The 18783-nt window shown below is 39.8% G+C and carries 18 protein-coding genes and 2 pseudogenes; 4 read left to right on the top strand and 16 right to left on the bottom strand.

Going from position 1 to position 18783, the window contains the following annotated elements:
• The first annotated feature begins 66 nt into the window (after positions 1 to 66).
• Together MHH79_RS01240 and MHH79_RS01235 are read left to right on the top strand one after the other, a co-directional pair.
• Positions 67 to 924, top strand: coding sequence for a hypothetical protein (locus tag MHH79_RS01240; RefSeq protein ID WP_340034918.1), 858 nt, complete (start codon positions 67 to 69; stop codon positions 922 to 924).
• An 84-nt stretch (positions 925 to 1008) separates the two neighbouring features.
• Complete coding sequence (locus MHH79_RS01235) at positions 1009 to 1779, top strand: protein kinase (protein WP_340034917.1); 771 nt, start codon at positions 1009 to 1011, stop codon at positions 1777 to 1779.
• Here the strand turns inward: MHH79_RS01235 and MHH79_RS01230 are convergent.
• From MHH79_RS01230 to MHH79_RS01215, 4 genes are read right to left on the bottom strand one after another with little or no spacing between them, the layout of a single operon-like run.
• Positions 1764 to 2027: a hypothetical protein gene (locus MHH79_RS01230; protein ID WP_340034916.1), complete on the bottom strand. Its 264-nt coding sequence runs from the start codon at positions 2025 to 2027 to the stop codon at positions 1764 to 1766. The two genes, MHH79_RS01235 and MHH79_RS01230, sit on opposite strands and share 16 nt — an antisense overlap.
• Positions 2028 to 2085: 58 nt before the next feature.
• On the bottom strand, positions 2086 to 3072 hold the full coding sequence (gene ybdK, locus MHH79_RS01225) for a two-component system sensor histidine kinase YbdK (RefSeq protein ID WP_340034915.1): 987 nt from the start codon (positions 3070 to 3072) through the stop codon (positions 2086 to 2088).
• Entirely contained in the window at positions 3069 to 3740 is a 672-nt protein-coding gene (ybdJ, locus tag MHH79_RS01220) for a two-component system response regulator YbdJ (protein WP_327844622.1), read from the bottom strand. Before ybdJ ends, ybdK begins: the two co-directional genes overlap by 4 nt.
• Position 3741: 1 nt before the next feature.
• Positions 3742 to 4719, bottom strand: coding sequence for an alpha/beta hydrolase (locus tag MHH79_RS01215; RefSeq protein WP_015382623.1), 978 nt, complete (start codon positions 4717 to 4719; stop codon positions 3742 to 3744).
• A 130-nt stretch (positions 4720 to 4849) separates the two neighbouring features.
• Here MHH79_RS01215 and MHH79_RS01210 point away from each other — a divergent pair.
• Positions 4850 to 4996, top strand: a pseudogene (locus MHH79_RS01210) (MerR family DNA-binding transcriptional regulator); the annotation flags it as partial.
• 119 nt (positions 4997 to 5115) lie between these two features.
• On the opposite strand, the gene MHH79_RS01205 reads toward MHH79_RS01210, so the two are convergent.
• The 10 genes from MHH79_RS01205 to adaA all read right to left on the bottom strand — a co-directional run bounded on the left by MHH79_RS01205 (position 5116) and on the right by adaA (position 14984).
• Positions 5116 to 5367 (bottom strand): hypothetical protein, encoded by a 252-nt coding sequence (locus MHH79_RS01205; RefSeq protein WP_236822441.1) that lies wholly within the window; start codon positions 5365 to 5367, stop codon positions 5116 to 5118.
• Between the two features lie 299 nt (positions 5368 to 5666).
• Complete coding sequence (locus tag MHH79_RS01200) at positions 5667 to 6839, bottom strand: MFS transporter (RefSeq protein ID WP_063335969.1); 1173 nt, start codon at positions 6837 to 6839, stop codon at positions 5667 to 5669.
• Positions 6840 to 6965: 126 nt separating this feature from the next.
• Positions 6966 to 7268, bottom strand: a complete 303-nt coding sequence (locus MHH79_RS01195) for a metalloregulator ArsR/SmtB family transcription factor (protein ID WP_003234907.1) — start codon at positions 7266 to 7268, stop codon at positions 6966 to 6968.
• 497 nt (positions 7269 to 7765) lie between these two features.
• Positions 7766 to 8140: a DUF2294 domain-containing protein gene (locus MHH79_RS01190; protein WP_063335968.1), complete on the bottom strand. Its 375-nt coding sequence runs from the start codon at positions 8138 to 8140 to the stop codon at positions 7766 to 7768.
• A gap of 57 nt (positions 8141 to 8197) precedes the next feature.
• The gene (locus MHH79_RS01185; protein ID WP_015252954.1) at positions 8198 to 8488 is read right to left on the bottom strand and encodes a DUF6407 family protein; all 291 of its coding nucleotides are present in this window, start codon (positions 8486 to 8488) and stop codon (positions 8198 to 8200) included.
• Positions 8489 to 8548: 60 nt separating this feature from the next.
• The gene (locus MHH79_RS01180) at positions 8549 to 9076 is read right to left on the bottom strand and encodes a carbonic anhydrase (protein WP_340034914.1); all 528 of its coding nucleotides are present in this window, start codon (positions 9074 to 9076) and stop codon (positions 8549 to 8551) included.
• Positions 9077 to 9152: 76 nt separating this feature from the next.
• Positions 9153 to 11768, bottom strand: a complete 2616-nt coding sequence (locus MHH79_RS01175; RefSeq protein WP_340034913.1) for a YbcC family protein — start codon at positions 11766 to 11768, stop codon at positions 9153 to 9155.
• Positions 11769 to 11782: 14 nt separating this feature from the next.
• Positions 11783 to 13300, bottom strand: a complete 1518-nt coding sequence (locus MHH79_RS01170) for an NADH dehydrogenase subunit 5 (RefSeq protein ID WP_340034912.1) — start codon at positions 13298 to 13300, stop codon at positions 11783 to 11785.
• A 519-nt stretch (positions 13301 to 13819) separates the two neighbouring features.
• Complete coding sequence (adaB, locus tag MHH79_RS01165; protein ID WP_063335964.1) at positions 13820 to 14362, bottom strand: methylated-DNA--[protein]-cysteine S-methyltransferase; 543 nt, start codon at positions 14360 to 14362, stop codon at positions 13820 to 13822.
• Complete coding sequence (gene adaA, locus MHH79_RS01160; protein ID WP_100506621.1) at positions 14346 to 14984, bottom strand: bifunctional transcriptional activator/DNA repair enzyme AdaA; 639 nt, start codon at positions 14982 to 14984, stop codon at positions 14346 to 14348. The genes adaB and adaA overlap by 17 nt, the downstream gene beginning before the upstream one ends.
• A 272-nt stretch (positions 14985 to 15256) precedes the next feature.
• Here adaA and alkA point away from each other — a divergent pair, with 272 nt between their 5' ends.
• The gene (gene alkA / locus MHH79_RS01155; RefSeq protein ID WP_063335962.1) at positions 15257 to 16168 is read left to right on the top strand and encodes a DNA-3-methyladenine glycosidase II; all 912 of its coding nucleotides are present in this window, start codon (positions 15257 to 15259) and stop codon (positions 16166 to 16168) included.
• A 238-nt stretch (positions 16169 to 16406) separates the two neighbouring features.
• On the opposite strand, the pseudogene MHH79_RS01150 reads toward alkA, so the two are convergent.
• Both MHH79_RS01150 and glmS read right to left on the bottom strand, forming a co-directional pair.
• Positions 16407 to 16546 (bottom strand): annotated as a pseudogene (locus tag MHH79_RS01150) (hypothetical protein); the annotation flags it as partial.
• Between the two features lie 46 nt (positions 16547 to 16592).
• Positions 16593 to 18395 (bottom strand): glutamine--fructose-6-phosphate transaminase (isomerizing), encoded by a 1803-nt coding sequence (gene glmS / locus MHH79_RS01145; RefSeq protein WP_015252962.1) that lies wholly within the window; start codon positions 18393 to 18395, stop codon positions 16593 to 16595.
• Between the last annotated feature and the right edge of the window lie 388 nt (positions 18396 to 18783).

The raw sequence follows: 18783 nt of genomic DNA, 5'->3' as shown, positions 1-18783 counted from the left end.
TCAAAAAACATTTATTTACACTTAAATCGTTATTATGTATGATGGAAATAAAAGGAGGTTGTTTGTATGGTGAAAAAATGGCTTATTCCATTCGCTGTTATGCTGTCTGTCTTATCCACCTTTACGTATTCGGCATCAGCTGTCGGAGTCACTGCTATCACAGGAAACAATTCATTTGATACCGCAATGCCGATCGGTTATTGGAAATATAAAAATATCGATACAACAATACTGGAAGCTGGTCAAGATGAAGCCTATTTCACTTTTACGGCTAATAAGGGAGAAAAAGTATACGTGAGGAGTACATACCAGAGCGCGTATACAGGGATGAAGATTGAAATTTATGATAAGAATAGAATACCTGTTTCTCAAGGGACAGAAGTCATTAACCCTAACACGTTTTCTTCTTTTATTTATGCAAATGCAGACGCCCAAAACACGACGGATACCTTTTATGTGAAAGTGTCACGAGGCACCTATACCGGAAACATGTATTTTACACTTTCAATTGAAGACCGAATCAAATCAGGCAGCGGAACATTCCAATTCAGCGGCGTTGCTGAAAATAAAGGAAATACAAGCCTTAGCCTCTCAGGTTCTGACTCCAGCGTGATCAAGGTTGATTTAACAAACCAATCCGGGATACCGCGTGATGCCATTGTAACCAGAGTTCAAACCACCGCCACTCAAACACCAAGCCAGGGAAATACACGCCACCTGATCATGACGAACGAAAACAACGAATGGCGCCGTGCTCTTGTAAACAGCTCGACTTCAGGGTCTTATGATATCTCTTTGTCAGATCAACTCAGTGTGGCAAAGGTATGGAGTTTTAAATATAATACATTAGCGACTGCCAGATCGACGATGAGCAACGTAAAAGCAAAAATAGATTATGAATACGACGTGACAAAGCAGTTTTAACTTATACCGAGCCGGTTATCCGGCTCTTTTTTATTCTCCGTTAGAAGGTAAACTATAATCAGTACAACCAAGGGAAGTGCAGACATGGCATTAAAACTTCTAAAAAAACTGCTTTTTGACCGCCCTCTAAAGAACGGCGTTATCTTAAATCATCAATACAAAATTGAAGAGTGCCTCGGTATGGGAGGCTACGGTTTGGTTTATTTGTGCACCGATATCCTAACTCAAACACCATATGTCTTAAAACAGCTTCGGACGACAAAAGCGAAAAAGGAAAAAGAAAAAGTCCGGTTCCAGCAGGAAATAAAACTGCTCAAAAGCATTCACCACCCGCAAATTCCGGGCTTCATAGATGAGTTCATCATAGACGGACAGGCTTATTATGTCATGCAGTTCATTGAGGGAGAAAATATAGAAGAATTATTATTTTTTCGAAAACAGCCGTTCACAGAGCTTATGGCGTTACAACTGATTTCGCAGCTGCTTGAGATTATAGAATACCTGCATGATCGCCTTATTTTCCACAGCGACATCAGAACGCCTAATATCATCATCAATGACGGCAGGCTCTGCCTCATCGATTTCGGCCTTGCCAAACAATTGACTCTTGAAGAAATGGAGGAAATAAAGGTACGAAAACAGGATGACTTCTTCGATCTCGGAGAAACGCTGTTATTCCTGCTGTACTCTCAATATAAAGGAAAAAAGAAGAAAAACGGCACTTGGCTGGAGGAATTAACACTGACAAAGGAAGTAACCCTGCTGCTGAAAAGATTATTGGGCATCGAGGAAGAGTATCAGCACACCGCTTCCATTCGCGAGGATCTAAACCGGGCCATTCAATCGGTCACATAAAAAACCCTTGTCCCAAATAGCGGAACAAGAACTTTTTTTGGATTAACTGCTGCTGTAGCTCCGGCGTTTGTAACGATGACTGCCGCCATAACGGTCGTAGTGTCTTCTTTTGCCTGAGCTGCTGCTGTAGCTGCGATAATGTCTGCGCCGGCTGCTGCTGTAATGCCGGTGTCTGCGATATCGGTCACTAGAACTGCTTGAGAGGTACTTAATCGTTTTGATGATTTTTTTAAACATATGATGTTCACCCCATTTCTTTCTCCCTATTATATAAATTTTATAGGAGAAAGAAAAACATCAGCGGGGTCACTCTTTTGAAAACAAGAACCCCGTTCCGTTATCATTTGTATGCAGCTCATAAGTAATCGCAAGCAGCCTGCATGTATCCTCAATAATCTTTAACCCAAGTCCCTCACTGCTCTCATTCCGATCAAATCCAATGCCGTCATCACGAATAAAAACATCGCCATGTTCAATCGTGACTTCCATCTTTTCAGCTTTTGAATGCTTTAACGTATTTTGAAAAATATTATCAAACAGCCTTTGCATCCATAACGCGTTGCTCATCCATATCACATCTGAATCTGCCGGCTTATAGTGCAGCTCAATCCCACTCATACTGTATAAATAATCCCACTTTTTCACCGCTGTTTCTAATAGCTCGTTTAGACGCACTTCTTCATTTACAATATAAGAGCTTTCCAGCGTCTCAGCGGAATATAGATTGAATTCATTGGTTAATTCCGAGATATATTCGATTTGCTGATACAATGATTCGAATACAGCCTGACCATGACATTGATCTTCCAAATAAAATAACTGCAGCCTGAGAGCCGTTAAAGGTGTATTAATGTCATGCCGCAGTTTTTGCAAAAGCTCCTTTTTGATTTCCTCTTGCTGTCTCAGCTCCAGTTCACGATATGTCGTCCGTTCAATTAACAAATTGACCGACTTGATCAGTTCCCCGATTTCATCAGCACGCTTCACTTCAATTTTATCGGGCACCCTTTGATCACTCGCCAAAAGCCGAATGGTTTGATTTAATAGATTGATTTTATGCAATAGAGAATGAATCGACTTTGAAAATAAAAAAGCTAACAATAAGAGTGATATCAAAAATACAACGATCATTGCCGGGTACGCAAACGACCTGTGAAAGGGCATACCATGATTCATCGTTTTAAACATGCTGTCATAAATCACAGACATCAAAACACTGACCGCCAGCAATAGCATCGGAACACTAATGACGGCCGTAAACAATAACAACTGATATTTTGTCTTGAGCTTCATTTCTTCACAACGGTATTCAGCCGATACCCTTCTCCATATATATTTTCAATCATCTCACCCGCTTGATCATTGATTTTAGCTCTGATTTTTTTAATATGCACATTGACAATATTCGGGTTTCTATCTTCGAGCTGCCATAGATATTCAAAGAAATGTTCCTTTGTCAGGATACTGTCTCTATTTTCATATAAATAAAAGAAAATTTTCCGCTCAATCGCAGTAAACAATACCTCATCATGCAGGCTTTCATTGAACACTTTTTTCGTTACCGCATCAATATACAAATGTTTGATTTGCGTAAAGGTGCCATAATGATGCTCAAGCATATTCCGCATTCTTAATAGCAGCTCTCTCGGATCAAAGGGCTTTACCATATAATCCTCGCCGATCTGCAAACCTTGAAGCTTGCTGTCCATATCATTACGGGCCGAAAGAAAAATAACCGGAATGCCCAGCCCCAGCTCTTTGATTTTTGCAGACATTTGATACCCGTCTTCACCCGGCAGCATCACATCCATAATGACCAAATCCACCTTCTGAATCACCGAAAGCACATCCGCTCCATCTGTTTTCCATATCACACGATATCCCTCACGCTGCAAAATCTTTTGCAGCAAATCACCAATCATCTCATCGTCTTCAACGATTAAAATATGATAACCCTTCATCTTAGCGAACCTTTCTCATAAACTCCATGGACAGTTTATATATTTGATCAGGCTGATATAAATAAATACTGTGTGTTCCCCTCAGTTCCTTTATATCGGCAGTATTGAATTGAGCTGCAAACGCTTCATAGTCTTTTCGGTTTTGTATAGCATACTTTGAATGTCTATTTTGGTCAGAGACCGCATCTAAAATCAAGACGGGAGTTTCCTTTGGTGCCGGCAGATTCACAGATTTGCTGCCGTTTTGGTAAGACTGTAAAAGCTCATGCTCCATATCTGCATTAAAAAATTGCTTAAAGTTAATGGCTTTATAGATTTCTTTTTCTTCATCAGTTAAAAACGACTGCCGAATCGCCTCAGGATTATATACAGCGGAAGGCATAAACCGATGAAAACCAATCGAGGTTAACAGGTGGAACCCTCTCACTTTCAATCTGTCAACTCCGCTCAATTTATACGTGACGTACTGCTGGGGCAATCCAATATCCATCGCAATAATGGCCTTGATTTCCTTAGGATATTTCTGTGCCCAATACATTGCTTCAATCCCGGATATCGAATGAGGCATTAAAATATAAGGAGGCTTATTTCCGCTTTTCATAAGCGCTTTCCTCGTCTGTTCCAATACCGTATCAATATCTCTGTCATCGTGAGACACTTCACTGTATCCATAACCTGCCCGATCTACAACAGCAATCTTATTTTCTTTTGAAAACTTGCTGTACAGCCCCTTCATTTCATAAGCAGGCGCAGCAATCCCCGAACCGGACATAAACACAAACGTATCCTTCCCGCTTCCCTCTTGATACACATTCATCTTTTTACCGTCAACATCGACTAATGTGCCTTTACCTTTCAGCAGTGCCGCCTCCTTATTTAGCTGGAAATGGTGATAAATAAATACCGAGACGGATACAAGCAAAACCAAAGCAGCCAAGCTGACAAAAACAATTTTGAGGACTTTCCATAATGTTTTCATATGATGCTCCTTTCACGTGATACTGAAAGGATACGATATGAAAATAAATAACTGATTAACTTTGGAACAGTTTTATTTTCACATTTGACTTTGCCCTTACGGAAAGGTGTACATTTGGAGCATAGAGGTGATCACTCGGCTATCGATCGGCGAATTTTCAAAGATATGCAAAGTATCAACAAAAACACTGCGATACCATGATGAAATCGGACTCATCCACCCAGAAGACATTAATCCTAAAATCGGAAGGTCTATCCGCAAAGTCCGAGAATTTCTTATACGCAGCCTTCTCCAACCGAGAACGACATTGAGAAGGCTACCGCTTATATCAATCTTTCACAAAACATAATTCAGGGGTATTTAATCTATTTATTCCTATTTATTCACACAACAAAGTCACCACAAAGCTTTTTTCTCTTCTTCCTGCTCGATAAACAGATAATTTTCAGGACGTGCCAAAACAGAAAAAAGTGCCAAAAGCAACTTCCAACCTCGAAGCGGACTACCGCATCTAAACTTCAACACTTCTCCTTCCGCTAAAGTAAACCTCAAAGTTGGGCTTGTACACCAAGCAATCTTCACTTGAATAACATGCTCACCAGGCGGTAAATCAATTCGCAGCCTTCCTCCATCTTTGATAGTTCCCATCTCAGCCCCATCAATTAGCACTGAATACTCTCTCATTTTGTTGATGTACTGCGATATCCTCTAATTTCAATATACGTCTCTTGATTATTCACGATGACACATCCTCAAAGTAATGATCTTACAGGCGGGAAGCGCTAGAACCCTTCCGCCATACCGTTATTTCCCTTCCTAGTATATTATAACTTGCTGTGCTTCAGCTCTCCGTCGGCAAAAATCCCTTTCAGCTTCAGTGTGCCTTCTACATGAGCTTATAAAAAAACACCCGCTTGTATAACGAGCGGATGTTAGATCTTTCGAAATTATTGATTGATATCTTTTAGCGCTTGTTTCGGTTGCGAATTGAAAATCAACAATGATGAAATAATGGCAATCATAACCCCTAACGCACCAATCCAGGTAATCGAAGCCAATGATACGTTTTCTACAAAAACGCCCCCTATCCCTGCGCCAACTGCCATAGCGAGTTGCATCATTGACTGATTCATGCTAAGTAAAACACCTGACATTTCCGGTTCTATTGTAGCCAGGTGAAATTGCTGTGTCGGACCGGTGGACCATGCGGCAAACGACCATAATATGAGAATCACCAACACTCCGATATAGGAATGAGTAACAAGTGACAGCAGAATCAGTGTGACGATATGCAACGTCATCCCGCCAACGAGTGTAAAGGGCACTCCCCATTTATCGGTGCTATATCCCCCAAACTTTGATCCAACCAAACTGGCAATTCCAAATATAAGCAAAACACCACTAAGCAACTTGCCGTTTATACCTGAGATGTTCAAGAGATACGGTGACAAATAAGTGTAAGCAACAGAATATCCCCCGAGCCAGAAGAAAGTGATTGATAATCCCATAGCCACTTTCCGTTTCTTAAAAAGAGCAAGCTGTTGAAGCAAAGGCACAGGTTTATCCCCTTCAGTATGCGGAAGAGTAAAGAATATAACGACCACCGCGATCAATCCCAACAAAGCAATGGCACCAAATACAGACTTCCAGCCTAAAGCTACTGCTATCATTCTTCCAAGCGGAACACCTATGATTAAAGAAGCGGTAAATCCCATCACGACCGTAGCGATGGCACTTCCCTGCTTCCCTTCCGATGCAATTTTAGCGGCAATCGTTAAGGCGGTGACAACCACCACACCTGCTCCCATCGCCATAATGATCCGCGCTGCAATAAACCATCCATAACCAGGCAGTACAAAAGCCAGGACATTACCGAACACAAACAAACCTAGGGCATACATCATCAATTTGCGTCTATCCATACTTGCTGTCAACGCCATAAGTACGGGTGTAGAAAGAGCATATACAAGTGAGAAAATGGTAATAAGCTGGCCCGCGGCAGCTAAAGTGATCCCGAGAGTATGAGCAATTTGATCCAAAATTCCGGAAATGATGTACTCTGAGGTTCCAACTAAAAAGCTGACAATGGCTAAAATATAAATTTTCCAAGTGTTAGACATAAAACATTCACTCCTTAATTATTAATAAACATATCACGAATTATCGATATGTTATTATAAAAAATAAACACATCGTAATATGTCGATATGTATGGTGTAAAAATAAACATCTTTTGATGTTTATTTTTATATCTCTGTTTTAAGAAAGTCAGCAAGTTTCCCAATGGCTTCTTCATCTCTTTTGTAATATGTGTACTTTCCAATACGCTCCGCCTTAATCAAGCCGGCTCTTAAAAGGATGGTAAGATATTGAGAAGCTGTCGATTGCGTCATTTTCAATTTGTCTGTTATTTGACTGACACATACCCCGATTGTGTTCATATCAATCCCTTCATGGGGTGCAAAATGACGATCGGGCTCCTTCAGCCATTGTAAAATTTGCAGCCTTGATTCATTTGATAAGGCTTTGAATACTTCAATTGGTTCCATATCGATTATTATATCGTTATATTTCGATATGTCAATCCGTTTTCTGGATATATTTAATTAAAGGTTTATCTCTGACTAATTCCGTGAAATGAAACTGAAGACAGCATATCAATTTTGTTCACCGCTTAAATTTATCATCAAGCTTTACGAAATTGGTCTCATAATCATGTCACTAAACACTTGGGGGAACCCGGCAGGTGACAAGGATGTTTTCAATTAAAATGAATTTAATATTGTTCAAGTGACTAATCACCAGCATCAAATTCATGTATTTAAAATAGATGTAAAAAAACATCCGCTCATAACAACAGCGGATGTTAGATCTTTCGACAGGAATAACAAGTCAGTGTACTATGAATTGACATCTCTTTATGTCCGCTTAGGTTATGAATAAAAGTTATCAATGATGCCATAATTGTAAAACAAAAGAAGCGGCAGTTCATTATGTTCAATTCACAACAGATTCCATACCGTCAAAACATTTTAATTTCTTTAGATTATAAGATCTTTTCCAAATTTTTCCCTAGATCATTACATAATTTAAATACCATCACTCGTTCACCTGTCCGGGAGCTTAAATCAGTATGAAAACTTTTCACTTTTTCTCCAGTTATTTTAAGGATAATATCCTTAAGGCCTTCTATACCTGATTCGACTAACTCCGAACGAGTTTGTTTGATAGATAACATACCCTCTTTTGATCCACAAACTACATATTCGGCTGGTGTTAAAATCCCTTTTAAATTGACGATGATCATGTCCCGCAGTATATCAGTCTTAACAGATACAGACCCCCGCCCAAGATAATCCTTCTCCCATTGAGTAATGGACTTACTGATCTCTGATTCAATAGAACCCTTCGACTTTTTCATATCTAATACATCTCCTGAGCAAAAAAATTGGCATATTCTATTTGTGATTTCGTCTCATTAATATTCTCTTACAACATATCCTTCATATACACCTTCAATATCCAAATCAGTTTTACCGTTTCTTGTGACCACTATCATTTTGGATAACATATTTTCTTCCATCATAGAGTGGACATGCAAAAATCGAACATTTCCTGAATGGGTTTCCTCAACTTCTTCATAAGATTTAAGATGATAAAAATCAATTGCTTTTCTAATTAGTTTTTTCATACATTCCATATTTTCACGATCAAACGAGTTCATGTCCTCTATTGTTTTCGTGACAAAATCAGTTAAATTAGCGCTCATACAATCTCCTTAGAACTGCTTTCTCCATATATGGTGTTTAGAAGTTGAACCTGCATTTCATCATGACAAGCAATGATCAGGTATGGCTTGACCTGTTTTAGCATCAGGACCCTCCATAATTGAGGGTTTTCCATCCTTATGATGAACGAATAAACCTCTAACTTTAACATATGACGGCACTAGTGGATGATGTCGAATCATATCAACACTTTTTTCAATGGTGTCACTGCTATTTTCATTTAGCCATTCATCGACCGTACCACCTAAAAATTCAGGCTTGCAATTTTGAAAGAGATAATCCAATGTTTGTATTTTATCTTTCATTGTTTCAAGTTGAGTTAGTCCATTACCTGCGGAAGTCTTCTTGTCTTTTGTTCCTACTACAAAAATCTCCTCAACATCTTCCTGGTAAATTGCAAAAATAACAGACCTCATGATTTCTCCAAAAGGATGTGAAATACTGGCACCATAGCTTTGTATAGTCAACATATTCTCTGCAGAAGTGTTAGTCGCTTCTTGTAAAATAGGCTCCAAACCGTTTTCAATATCCGTCAAAAATAATACTTTTTTATTTTGGTTTACATTCATACAGCACACCTCTTCCTTATGTTTATCATTTTTATTTTGAATAACAAATCCATTTGATAAATGCTTAGATTCATCATTACCAGCTTTCCCAACATCCTTCTGGATCAATATTAGCCAGTCGGACCCATCCATTTTGAACTTTTTGCAGAAATGCTGAGTCATGATTTAATAACCGTTCTACATATTCTCTAGGTGCTTGGATGAGTATCAATAAACGAAGAGGAGAATGATAGGCCTCGTGATCTGATTCCATGACCGATTGCCAAGGCAGTCCGGCTAACAAGTCGCTTGCATTCCCCTGCATAACGCCGAGACCTGCAGTAACGGTTTGAGTTGCTTTATTTCCGCTGCCATAATAATGAGGTGCTACCGTTGATGCGTAATATTGTAAATTAATCCATTGGGCTACAGTTCCAGGCCCTGCAATAATATTTGCTAGGAGTTCACCGCTTTCATCCTGCTTCCAATCATAATTATGGAGAAAGGCTCTGCCTTCCAAATCACAATCCTGAGTTAGTTCACGTTTACCGATAATAAAGGCGGCATTACGAGCCAGTCCCCATTCCGGACGTATCTCACTCCAATCTTCCGCAAATCGGTTTGCCTCAGCCTTCGGATTTTTTAGCTTCGATTGGAAATTCGGTAATTGGGCCAGACGTTCTGCGTTTACATGATGTCTCACTTTCGGCATAACGGCTTCAATTTGTTCAAATGCTTCTTGTGCAGCTTCGGAAAGCTCTGGTACATAAAGCCAATGTAATTCATCTACTGTTGTATTATGTTCAGCTGCTGCAAAAACCGTATCCTCAGGAATTTTAATTCCTTCAGCTAAAAGAGCTTCTCGTACCTCTGATAGATTACATAAAGCAGCTAAAACTCTTGCATTGAATCCACCGGCCGCTCCACCGCAGGCACCACAATCAAGGGCTGCAGAATAAGGATTATTAGTGCTTTGACTGCCATGCCCGCAAATCACGACCAATGGTGCGATGTTTTCCGTTAATCCCATCATTTTTAATGCTTGGCGAGCATAGTTCACTTTTTCTTCATCAGTAAAACCCACAGGTATTTCTGCTTCTGTAGCATCATGATGAAGCGAGAGTTTTGTATCAGGTTTGCGCAACCAAGCCTCACGGAGATTACGAATGAAATGACCCGCCTTTCTTGGCACAAAGCTACGGGCTGCCATTTGCAGAGTAAGCCAAGGTCCACTTAGCTCAGGCAGTAGTAAGCTCGAGAGCGCATTCTGCTTCATCGTTTTAAAGGTATGGCTTAAAGAATGAATTGCTTGCTTCCGTTGATTGTATTTTTTGAATACATCCTCATCTGCGAACTCTTTTATTTTATTTTGCGGTTTTTGTATGATCGGCAAGGAAGCATGACTGTGTTTACTGCCAAGTTCACAAGTTGCAATCGGCACCCCGAAGAAACCAGCAATACCAATCGTTTCAAACGGGCCTTCTTTTTCTAGTTGACGACGAAAAGGTTCTGATCGTACATCGATGCAGAATGCTAATTGAGCTAATGCAGATTTTTTACCGCCGGTTTCACGTTGTTTCGAGATGATCTTCTGGCTTAATCGATCAGTGTATGTTTGTTCCCAAGCTTCTAACCAAAGTTTCTTGCGAAGTTTCTCATCAAAGCTGTAGGCAAATGATAAATATTCGTTTTGTTCAATGGCCGTCATCTGTGACCATTCTTCTAATGTAAGCCCACCCCAATGAATCCAAGCTGCTATAAGGGGAGCAATTGAAATTTTTTTCTTAGATCGTTCATTAGTCAAAGGTAAGTATGGCTTTATAAGAGCCCACTCCATGGATATTCGAACCGCTAAATATTCTGTTAGGAGTGCATGTTCGTGGCTCGATTGCTGGGAGCGCCAAAGCATCATCCCTGCCCATCCAGGTAATGAAAGTAAATGACCTTCAAGATAAGTCTGGATTTCTGACTCTGGGATTTCTAGTGCGAATAAGGCTTCCTGTAAAGCCAAATGTGCCTCTTTCGGCCAACCCTTTACCCTTTCTCGCTGCTTTTTGCTAAGTGCTGGATCATATTGAATGAGATGCTGCCAAGCACGATAGAAACCTTCCTCACGATTAGGCATTGTCCAGCCTGCTTGAGAGTCATCAAGATATAATTTACTCCACTTAATGACATGATGATCTAGTATATTGACTAGCCTTTCACCATCTTGATTCTCTATATGCGAACTTAGTGGTTGCATAAAAACATTCTCGATATGATCCAATCCACTACATTCATCTACTAATTTCTCCAGCTCATGTGATGATACAAGGTCGGAAGGCAGGGGATCTAACTTTAATGCAGCATGACAAAATCGCTCTGCCACGTCCCGTGGGATGTGATAGGAATGTGAATCAAGCCAGCGCTGCAGCCCCATTTCCACAAAATCTTCATCAATCTCACCTTTATTCTTTGCTGAACGGATCATAGACGCACTAGGGTATATATCAACATCGCGAGTGTTTTTCAACCAACTTGCAACCTGATCAAAAGGTTGGTTTTCAAGTCCCATCCACGGATTACGTGCAGCAAATGTAGAAATAGGCCAAAGTGGCGCAATCACTCGGCTGGCAAATGTAATGAAAACGTTAAGATCCCTTTCTTGAACATCAATATCTGTATCTATCTTTTTTACATTATCTTTCGTTAATACGGATGTAATGCCCATCTCAGATTAGCTCCTTATGAAATATATTGTTTAAGGTAGTCTGGGTGACTCTCTACTGACTTTGGTTTTGCTTCACCTAATCGAACTAACCAAAGATAGAGTACCGCGAAAAAAACGGAAGAACGATGACGAGCAACCCACGTACCTAAAGCACTGCCAAATAGTAAGAGACATACGACAATCATGACAGCTGACATTGGAGGTTGAACACTTTGAAAAATGGTTGTATGCAGCCACTTATAGAAAAGGTTATGAATGATAAAATATACGAGGGCTGCTCCTCCTAAAACAGTTAAGCCGGCAATTCGGCCAATTCGGCCCTCTCCAAAAGCGACAAGCTGAGTCCAAGAAACGGACAATGACCACCCTAAGATCAGCGCACTAATGAATTGATACACCTCTCCAGGAGCAGCGAGCCAAAAAGCAACGCCTATAACTAAGGATAAAATCCGACCAGCCATGACCCATATATAGGATGTTCTTTCATTAGTACGAGCCGATACTTCATGACGCCCTACTGCTGAACCAGCTTGTAGAAACAACGTAGCTTTGAATAAACCATGTAAAATAAGATGAATAATGGCTGCTATATAGGCGCCTAATGCACACTGAATGAGCATAAACCCCATTTGTCCAATCGTGGAGCCTACTAACTGGCGTTTATAATCAACCTGGACTAAACTAATTCCAGTTCCAATCAATACAGAAATGCCAGCAAGCAGAAGTAAGATAATCGAAGCGATACCACCATGAAATAGCGGTGAAAATCGAGTTAGTATTATTCCTCCAGCATTTACTAAACCTGCATGCATAATTGCAGAAACAGGGGTTGGAGCAACAATAGACTCAACCAACCATCTTTGGAATGGCCATTGAGCTGCAGGAATGATCACCGCCAGTACAATCAATAGCTGAATCCCTGTTCTCTCCCATTCTCCCAGCCCAGCTAAACTTTCATTTGTTACAACCAATGATAACTGCCATTGACCTGTGGCATGAAAAAGCCACATCATCGCAAAAAACAAAGAAAACCAACTTAACAAAAATAACCGTCCAGAAATTTTGGCTGCTTCACTAGCCACTTGCCAAGCACTGTTTAACCTAATAAGTAAGGTTAAACCAACAAGAGTTGCTCCCCAAAATAGAACCATCAAGCGGAGATCACCACTTAACCATGTCATTGAAGCAGCTCCTGTTGTGAAAGTAAAAAGCATAAAATATTTTCGATAAGATCGATCCCCCATTAAGTAACGTACAGAAAAACGCTGAATGATGAATCCAATTGCAAGAACAAAGAAAGTCATTAAACAAGCTAAGGAATCTAAGTGCCAAGGGCCAACATTTCCACTCACACCACTATTGGCAAGAATCAGTAAGGAAACCAAAAGTGGTAAAGCCAAGATCCCAATATGAATGCGAACAAAACTCAAGGGTACTCGCGGATGTAAAAACAATAGTCCACTAATCCCAGAAGCCATAAGCATAATAAAAAATAATGTTAATAATGATGACAAACTCAGCGAAACTAACATTCTAAATTCTCCCTTTTTTAAAACTCATTATTGGTCAAAAGACCTTTCAATCAGATCATATTTGTCTATTATTTATTTCAATTTTTATTTATCTCTATTTTTTTCCAACAAAAAAGCCGACAACTTCAAAATTTCAATGATTATGTTAGATCATTGAATCCTGAAAATTGTCGGCTTCACTTCAACTAACTTCAGCGAAGTTTTTTGAAGAGCTACCTTATTATTTGTCTTTACTTTATGCTATGATTTCATTTCCTTTAATACAGTCCTGATTATCAAATAAATCGACTCATGTTCTCTTCCTTTTTTATTAGGATACTTTTTCATCCTATCAATATTTAAAATGAAATATGAAAAGAATGCTAAAGGCCTACATATTAAAAGGAAAAATAAACATCTGCATCGATTATTAAGTTACGTATAAGATATGCTAAATTTTAAAAGTTGTCAAGTTTATCAGTAAACTGGTCTTTACTTTCCTCTAAAAGAATCCAACCCATTATAGATGATGATTCACTTTCAATGAGGAACCTTCATTTCAGATGAAACTCGCTTTTCCAGATCAAGGAGCAGTGTCTTCATTTCAAATCCGCCCCGATAGCCAGTTAATGAGCCATTCTTTCCTATTACACGGTGGCACGGTACAGTAATTAATACCGGATTAGCCCCAATAGCCGCACCTACAGCACGAACAGCTGCTGGTTTATTTATATCATTTGCAATGTCGGAATAGGATTTCGTCTGTCCATAAGGAATTTCACAAAGTGCATTCCAGACTGCTAGCTGAAATTGCGTACCGGCGTACTCAACTGGAACAGTAAAGTTTTTCCGCTTTCCTTCTAGATATTGGGTGATTTCAACGGCATAGGGTTCAAGCTTATCATCATCTTCAACAAGAAGACTTCCTGGAAAGCGTTTCTTAGCCCATTCGAACAATTCCTCGATTGGTTTGTTCTGTGAACCTACAAACACAAGCCCCTTTAAAGTTGAAGCAATATAAAAATTCCAATCCTTGAACATTAGTAAAGACCAATAAAGGGTCGGTTTATTCTTTGTTTCCATTGTACGTTTCCTCCATTTTACTCATTTCACGAAATTGTGCAGGTGTCTGTCCAGTTTTCTTTTTAAATAAAGTAATAAAATAAGGCGCGTTAGCTATACCCACACATATAGCGATATCTCCAATCGCTTTATTTGTCTGAATCAAATACTTTTTAGCCGCGTGTACTCTAACTTGTTGTATATACTCAACCAGCGTAATGCCTTTAATCTTTTTAAATGTTCGATGCATATGATACGGACTCCCATGACAAATATCTGCTAACGATTCTAGCGTTAATTTTTCTTTGAAATTTTTATCAATGTATTCAGTAATTAAATCAATCCACTCGCTATCAGGCATTTTTTCATTAGTGGGCTTGCAACGTTTACAAGGGCGAAAATTTGCGCGGAGAGCTTGTTCTGCGTTTGGAAAAATACATACATTTTCTTTTTTCGGAACGCGAGATTTACAGGATGGTTTACAGAATATCCCTGTCGATTTTACAGCGTAGAAAAATTGATTATTGTACGCTGCATCATTATTTATAATTGCTTCCCACTTTTCATCTGTTATCATTTCTGCATCATTCGAAATTCTATGATCATGGCTCTCTTTATGTTCGTTATTGATACTATCCGGCATTTATCTCACCTCTCCTTACATGGCTCATCTAATTCATTTTGAATTGAATCTCAATTTAAATTTTCGACACGCGTTTTTTATATCATGAGCCATTTTTATCTACTCCCGTTTAGCATTCTTGATAACTACACTATAACCTCATAAATAGAAAAAAATAAGGCGGTTAGAATGTAATAGCAAGATAACAAAATGAGTAAAGATGATTATGTGATAAACTAATTTCAACCAGCGTGAGTTTTCTTATAATTATTTAAGATAAGGAGAATGAAAAAGTGACATGGCATGAAGTCAATGATGTTATTGTCATTACATTACCTGAAATTTTCGACATGAATGCTAACCTAGGCTATCTAACCAGGGAAAAAAATGAATGCATGTATGAGATAGAGAACAATATCATTACAAAAGTTATAGCCATTGGGGAAATTCGGTGCTTAGTGCAGGTAAGCGTAATCAATAATAAACAAATGGTTGTTCAATTCCTAAACGATTCTAGACCTGTTGAGCAGTGGAAACGGGAAGAGATTGTAAAATATATTCATGACTGGTTTGATCTTGATAAGGATTTAACACCATTTTATGAAATGGCAAAAGCAGATCCATTACTTAAAATGCCTGCCCGAAAATTTTATGGGTTGCGAGTGATCGGCATTCCCGATTTATTTGAAGCTTTATGTTGGGGAGTTTTAGGACAACAAATTAACTTAGCCTTCGCGTACTCCTTAAAGAAGCAATTTGTAGAAGCATTTGGCGATTCTATTGAATGGAATGGTAAAAAGTATTGGGTGTTCCCACCGTACGAGCGAATTGCACGGTTAACCCCTACCGACCTGGCAGATATTAAAATGACGGTAAAAAAAAGTGAATATATCATTGGAATAGCCAGATTAATGGAAAGTGGAGAATTATCGAGGGAAAAATTAATGAAAATGAACTTTAAAGATGCTGAAAAAAACTTAATTAAAATACGAGGAATCGGTCCTTGGACAGCCAATTATGTTCTAATGCGCTGCCTTAGGTTCCCGACAGCTTTTCCAATCGATGATGTGGGTCTAATTCATTCGATAAAAATATTACGTAATATGAATCGAAAGCCTACGAAAGATGAAATCTTAGAAATATCGTTTTCATGGAAAAAATGGGAGTCATACGCTACCTTTTATTTATGGCGTGTCCTTTACTGAATCATTTCAACTTAAACCGGAATGTACTCAATAAAAAAAGAATGAACTTTAAATACCTAGTCCCACAAGTACATTGTACGTACGACTTCAAGAATTCTTTGTCTTTATTAATTGTCAATAAAAAAACACGTTATCATTCCAATAGACTCTTCGGTTTTCGGATTTCTAGCATGCTTTATTCCAACTGCTCTCTTATATCTGTATTAACATCAGAAAACTCAGTTAGGCAAAAGTCTTTATGCCTTTTAACCTCGTTAACCGACCTAATGAGGAAACATCTTGAATCTTTAGCCATGGCCGATAGTCTGTACCTGTTCCTGTACCATCAACTTCTTTAATCCATTTTTCCACTGTAGATGTTCTTTCTCTTTTGGACATAAAAACACCCCTTTAGACAATCTTATCCAAAGGGGTTAAACATTTATTACTCCACAGTAACACTCTTCGCAAGGTTACGCGGTTTATCAACATCACAGCCGCGATGCAGTGCAGCATAGTAAGCGATCAGCTGCAATGGAACAACAGATACCAACGGAGCAAGCGCTGGGTTTACTTCCGGCAGTACGAATCTGTCATCCGCATCGTCTAGGCCTTTCAGTGAGATGATGCATGTGTTTGCTCCGCGAGCGGCAACTTCTTTGACGTTTCCGCGGATGCTTAGGTTTACGTGCTCTTGAGTAGCCAATGCGAATACTGGTGTTCCTTGTTCGATCAAAGCAATCGTTCCGTGCTTCAGCTCTCCGCCGGCAAAGCCTTCTGCCTGGATGTAAGAAATCTCTTTCAGTTTCAGTGCGCCTTCGACACATACGAAGTAGTCAAGGCCGCGTCCGATGAAGAAAGCGTTTCTGGATACAGTCAGGTATTCACGGGCGATCATTTCCATTTCGTCTTTCTGGTCGCATAGAGCTTCCATTGCGTTTGCAGCGATACCGAGTTCTTTGACGAGGTCAAATCCGATATCGATGCCGTTTTTGTCAGCAGCCACAGAAGCAAGAACCGCAAGAACTGCAATTTGTGCAGTGTATGCTTTCGTTGACGCAACAGCGATCTCAGGGCCTGCATGAAGCAGCAATGTATAATCAGCTTCACGAGAAAGCGTTGATCCAGGTACGTTTGTGATTGTCAGGGCTTTGTGTCCGAGCGCCTTGACTTGAACGAGAACCGCGCGGCTGTCTGCTGTTTCTCCGCTTTGAGAAAGGAAAATGAAGAGCGGTTTCTTAGACAGAAGCGGCATGTTGTAGGAGAATTCACTCGCTACATGCACTTCAACCGGCACGTTTGCCCACATTTCAATATATTGTTTACCGACAAGTCCTGCATGGTAGCTTGTTCCGCAGCCAATGATATAGATGCGGTCCGCTTCCGCTACAGCGGCAGCGATATCGCCAGGCACAGACAGCTTGCCGTTTTCATCTTGATACGTTTGGATGATTTTGCGCATAACAACAGGCTGCTCATCCGTTTCTTTCAACATGTAGTGAGGGTACGTGCCTTTTTCGATATCACTGGCATCAAGCTCAGCAATATAAGACGCACGTGTAATCACGTCACCATCAAGGTTTTTGATGACGACTTGATCATCAGTGACAATAACCATTTCTTTATCCATCAGCTCTACATATTCGTTGGTTACTTGAAGCATCGCCATCGCATCAGATGCTACGACGTTGAATGTATCTCCAAGACCTACTAATAGAGGGCTTTTGTTTTTCGCTACAAAAATCGTTTCTCTGTTGTCGTTATCGAATAAAGCAATTGCATAAGAGCCTTTTAACAGTGTAAGTGTTTTGCGGAACGCTTCTTCTGTCTCAAGTCCTCCATTGACGAATTGCTCGATTACTTGAACGACTACTTCTGTATCGGTGTCACTTTTGAGCTCTACATCTTGCAAATACTCTTGCTTCAGCTGAACATAGTTCTCGATCACGCCGTTATGGACAAGTGTAAAGCGACCAAGTGCGCTTTGATGCGGGTGAGCGTTCAGATAGCTTGGTTCGCCGTGTGTCGCCCAGCGAGTATGCCCAATTCCGGCTTTCGCTTCTACATTGGCATCCACAACTTCACGCAGATCTGCAATGCGTCCTTTTTCTTTGAACACATGGATTCCCTGTTCGTTGGCAACAGCAATACCAGCAGAGTCATAACCGCGATACTCAAGCTTTTCTAACCCTTTTAATAAAATTTCCTTCGCATCAAGCTGACCGATATAACCTACGATTCCACACATATTTTTCTTCCTCCTAAGATTGTAAAAGGAGACGAAGAAAGTCAAATTTCAAGGGGACTTTCAATCGTCCCCTCCTACATGTTTTTTGGAAGATCATGTGATTTCTCTTTGTTCAAGGAGTCACCCCCTTGGTTTGAAGAAATCCTTACGGCTGTGATCTGCACACTCAGCCGGGAGGCATCCGCCGAAAATTCGATAACCTCCATCCTCGTCAACTAAGCCTTTTTCCGGGCGCTTAGTTCGGGCGCTATAATTATAGGTAAAGCAATAATCCCGTCTTCTTTTCCTATTGAGAAAATAAGAACAAGACAAGCTTGATTTTACAACATGTGGCATAAACGGTCAATTGTTTTTTAAACAACTTTGCCGTATGTCTCACAATTATCTT

Source organism: Bacillus sp. FSL K6-0993, assembly GCF_037977205.1.
Classification (GTDB): domain Bacteria; phylum Bacillota; class Bacilli; order Bacillales; family Bacillaceae; genus Bacillus; species Bacillus subtilis.
This window is presented reverse-complemented; position numbering and strand designations above follow the sequence as displayed.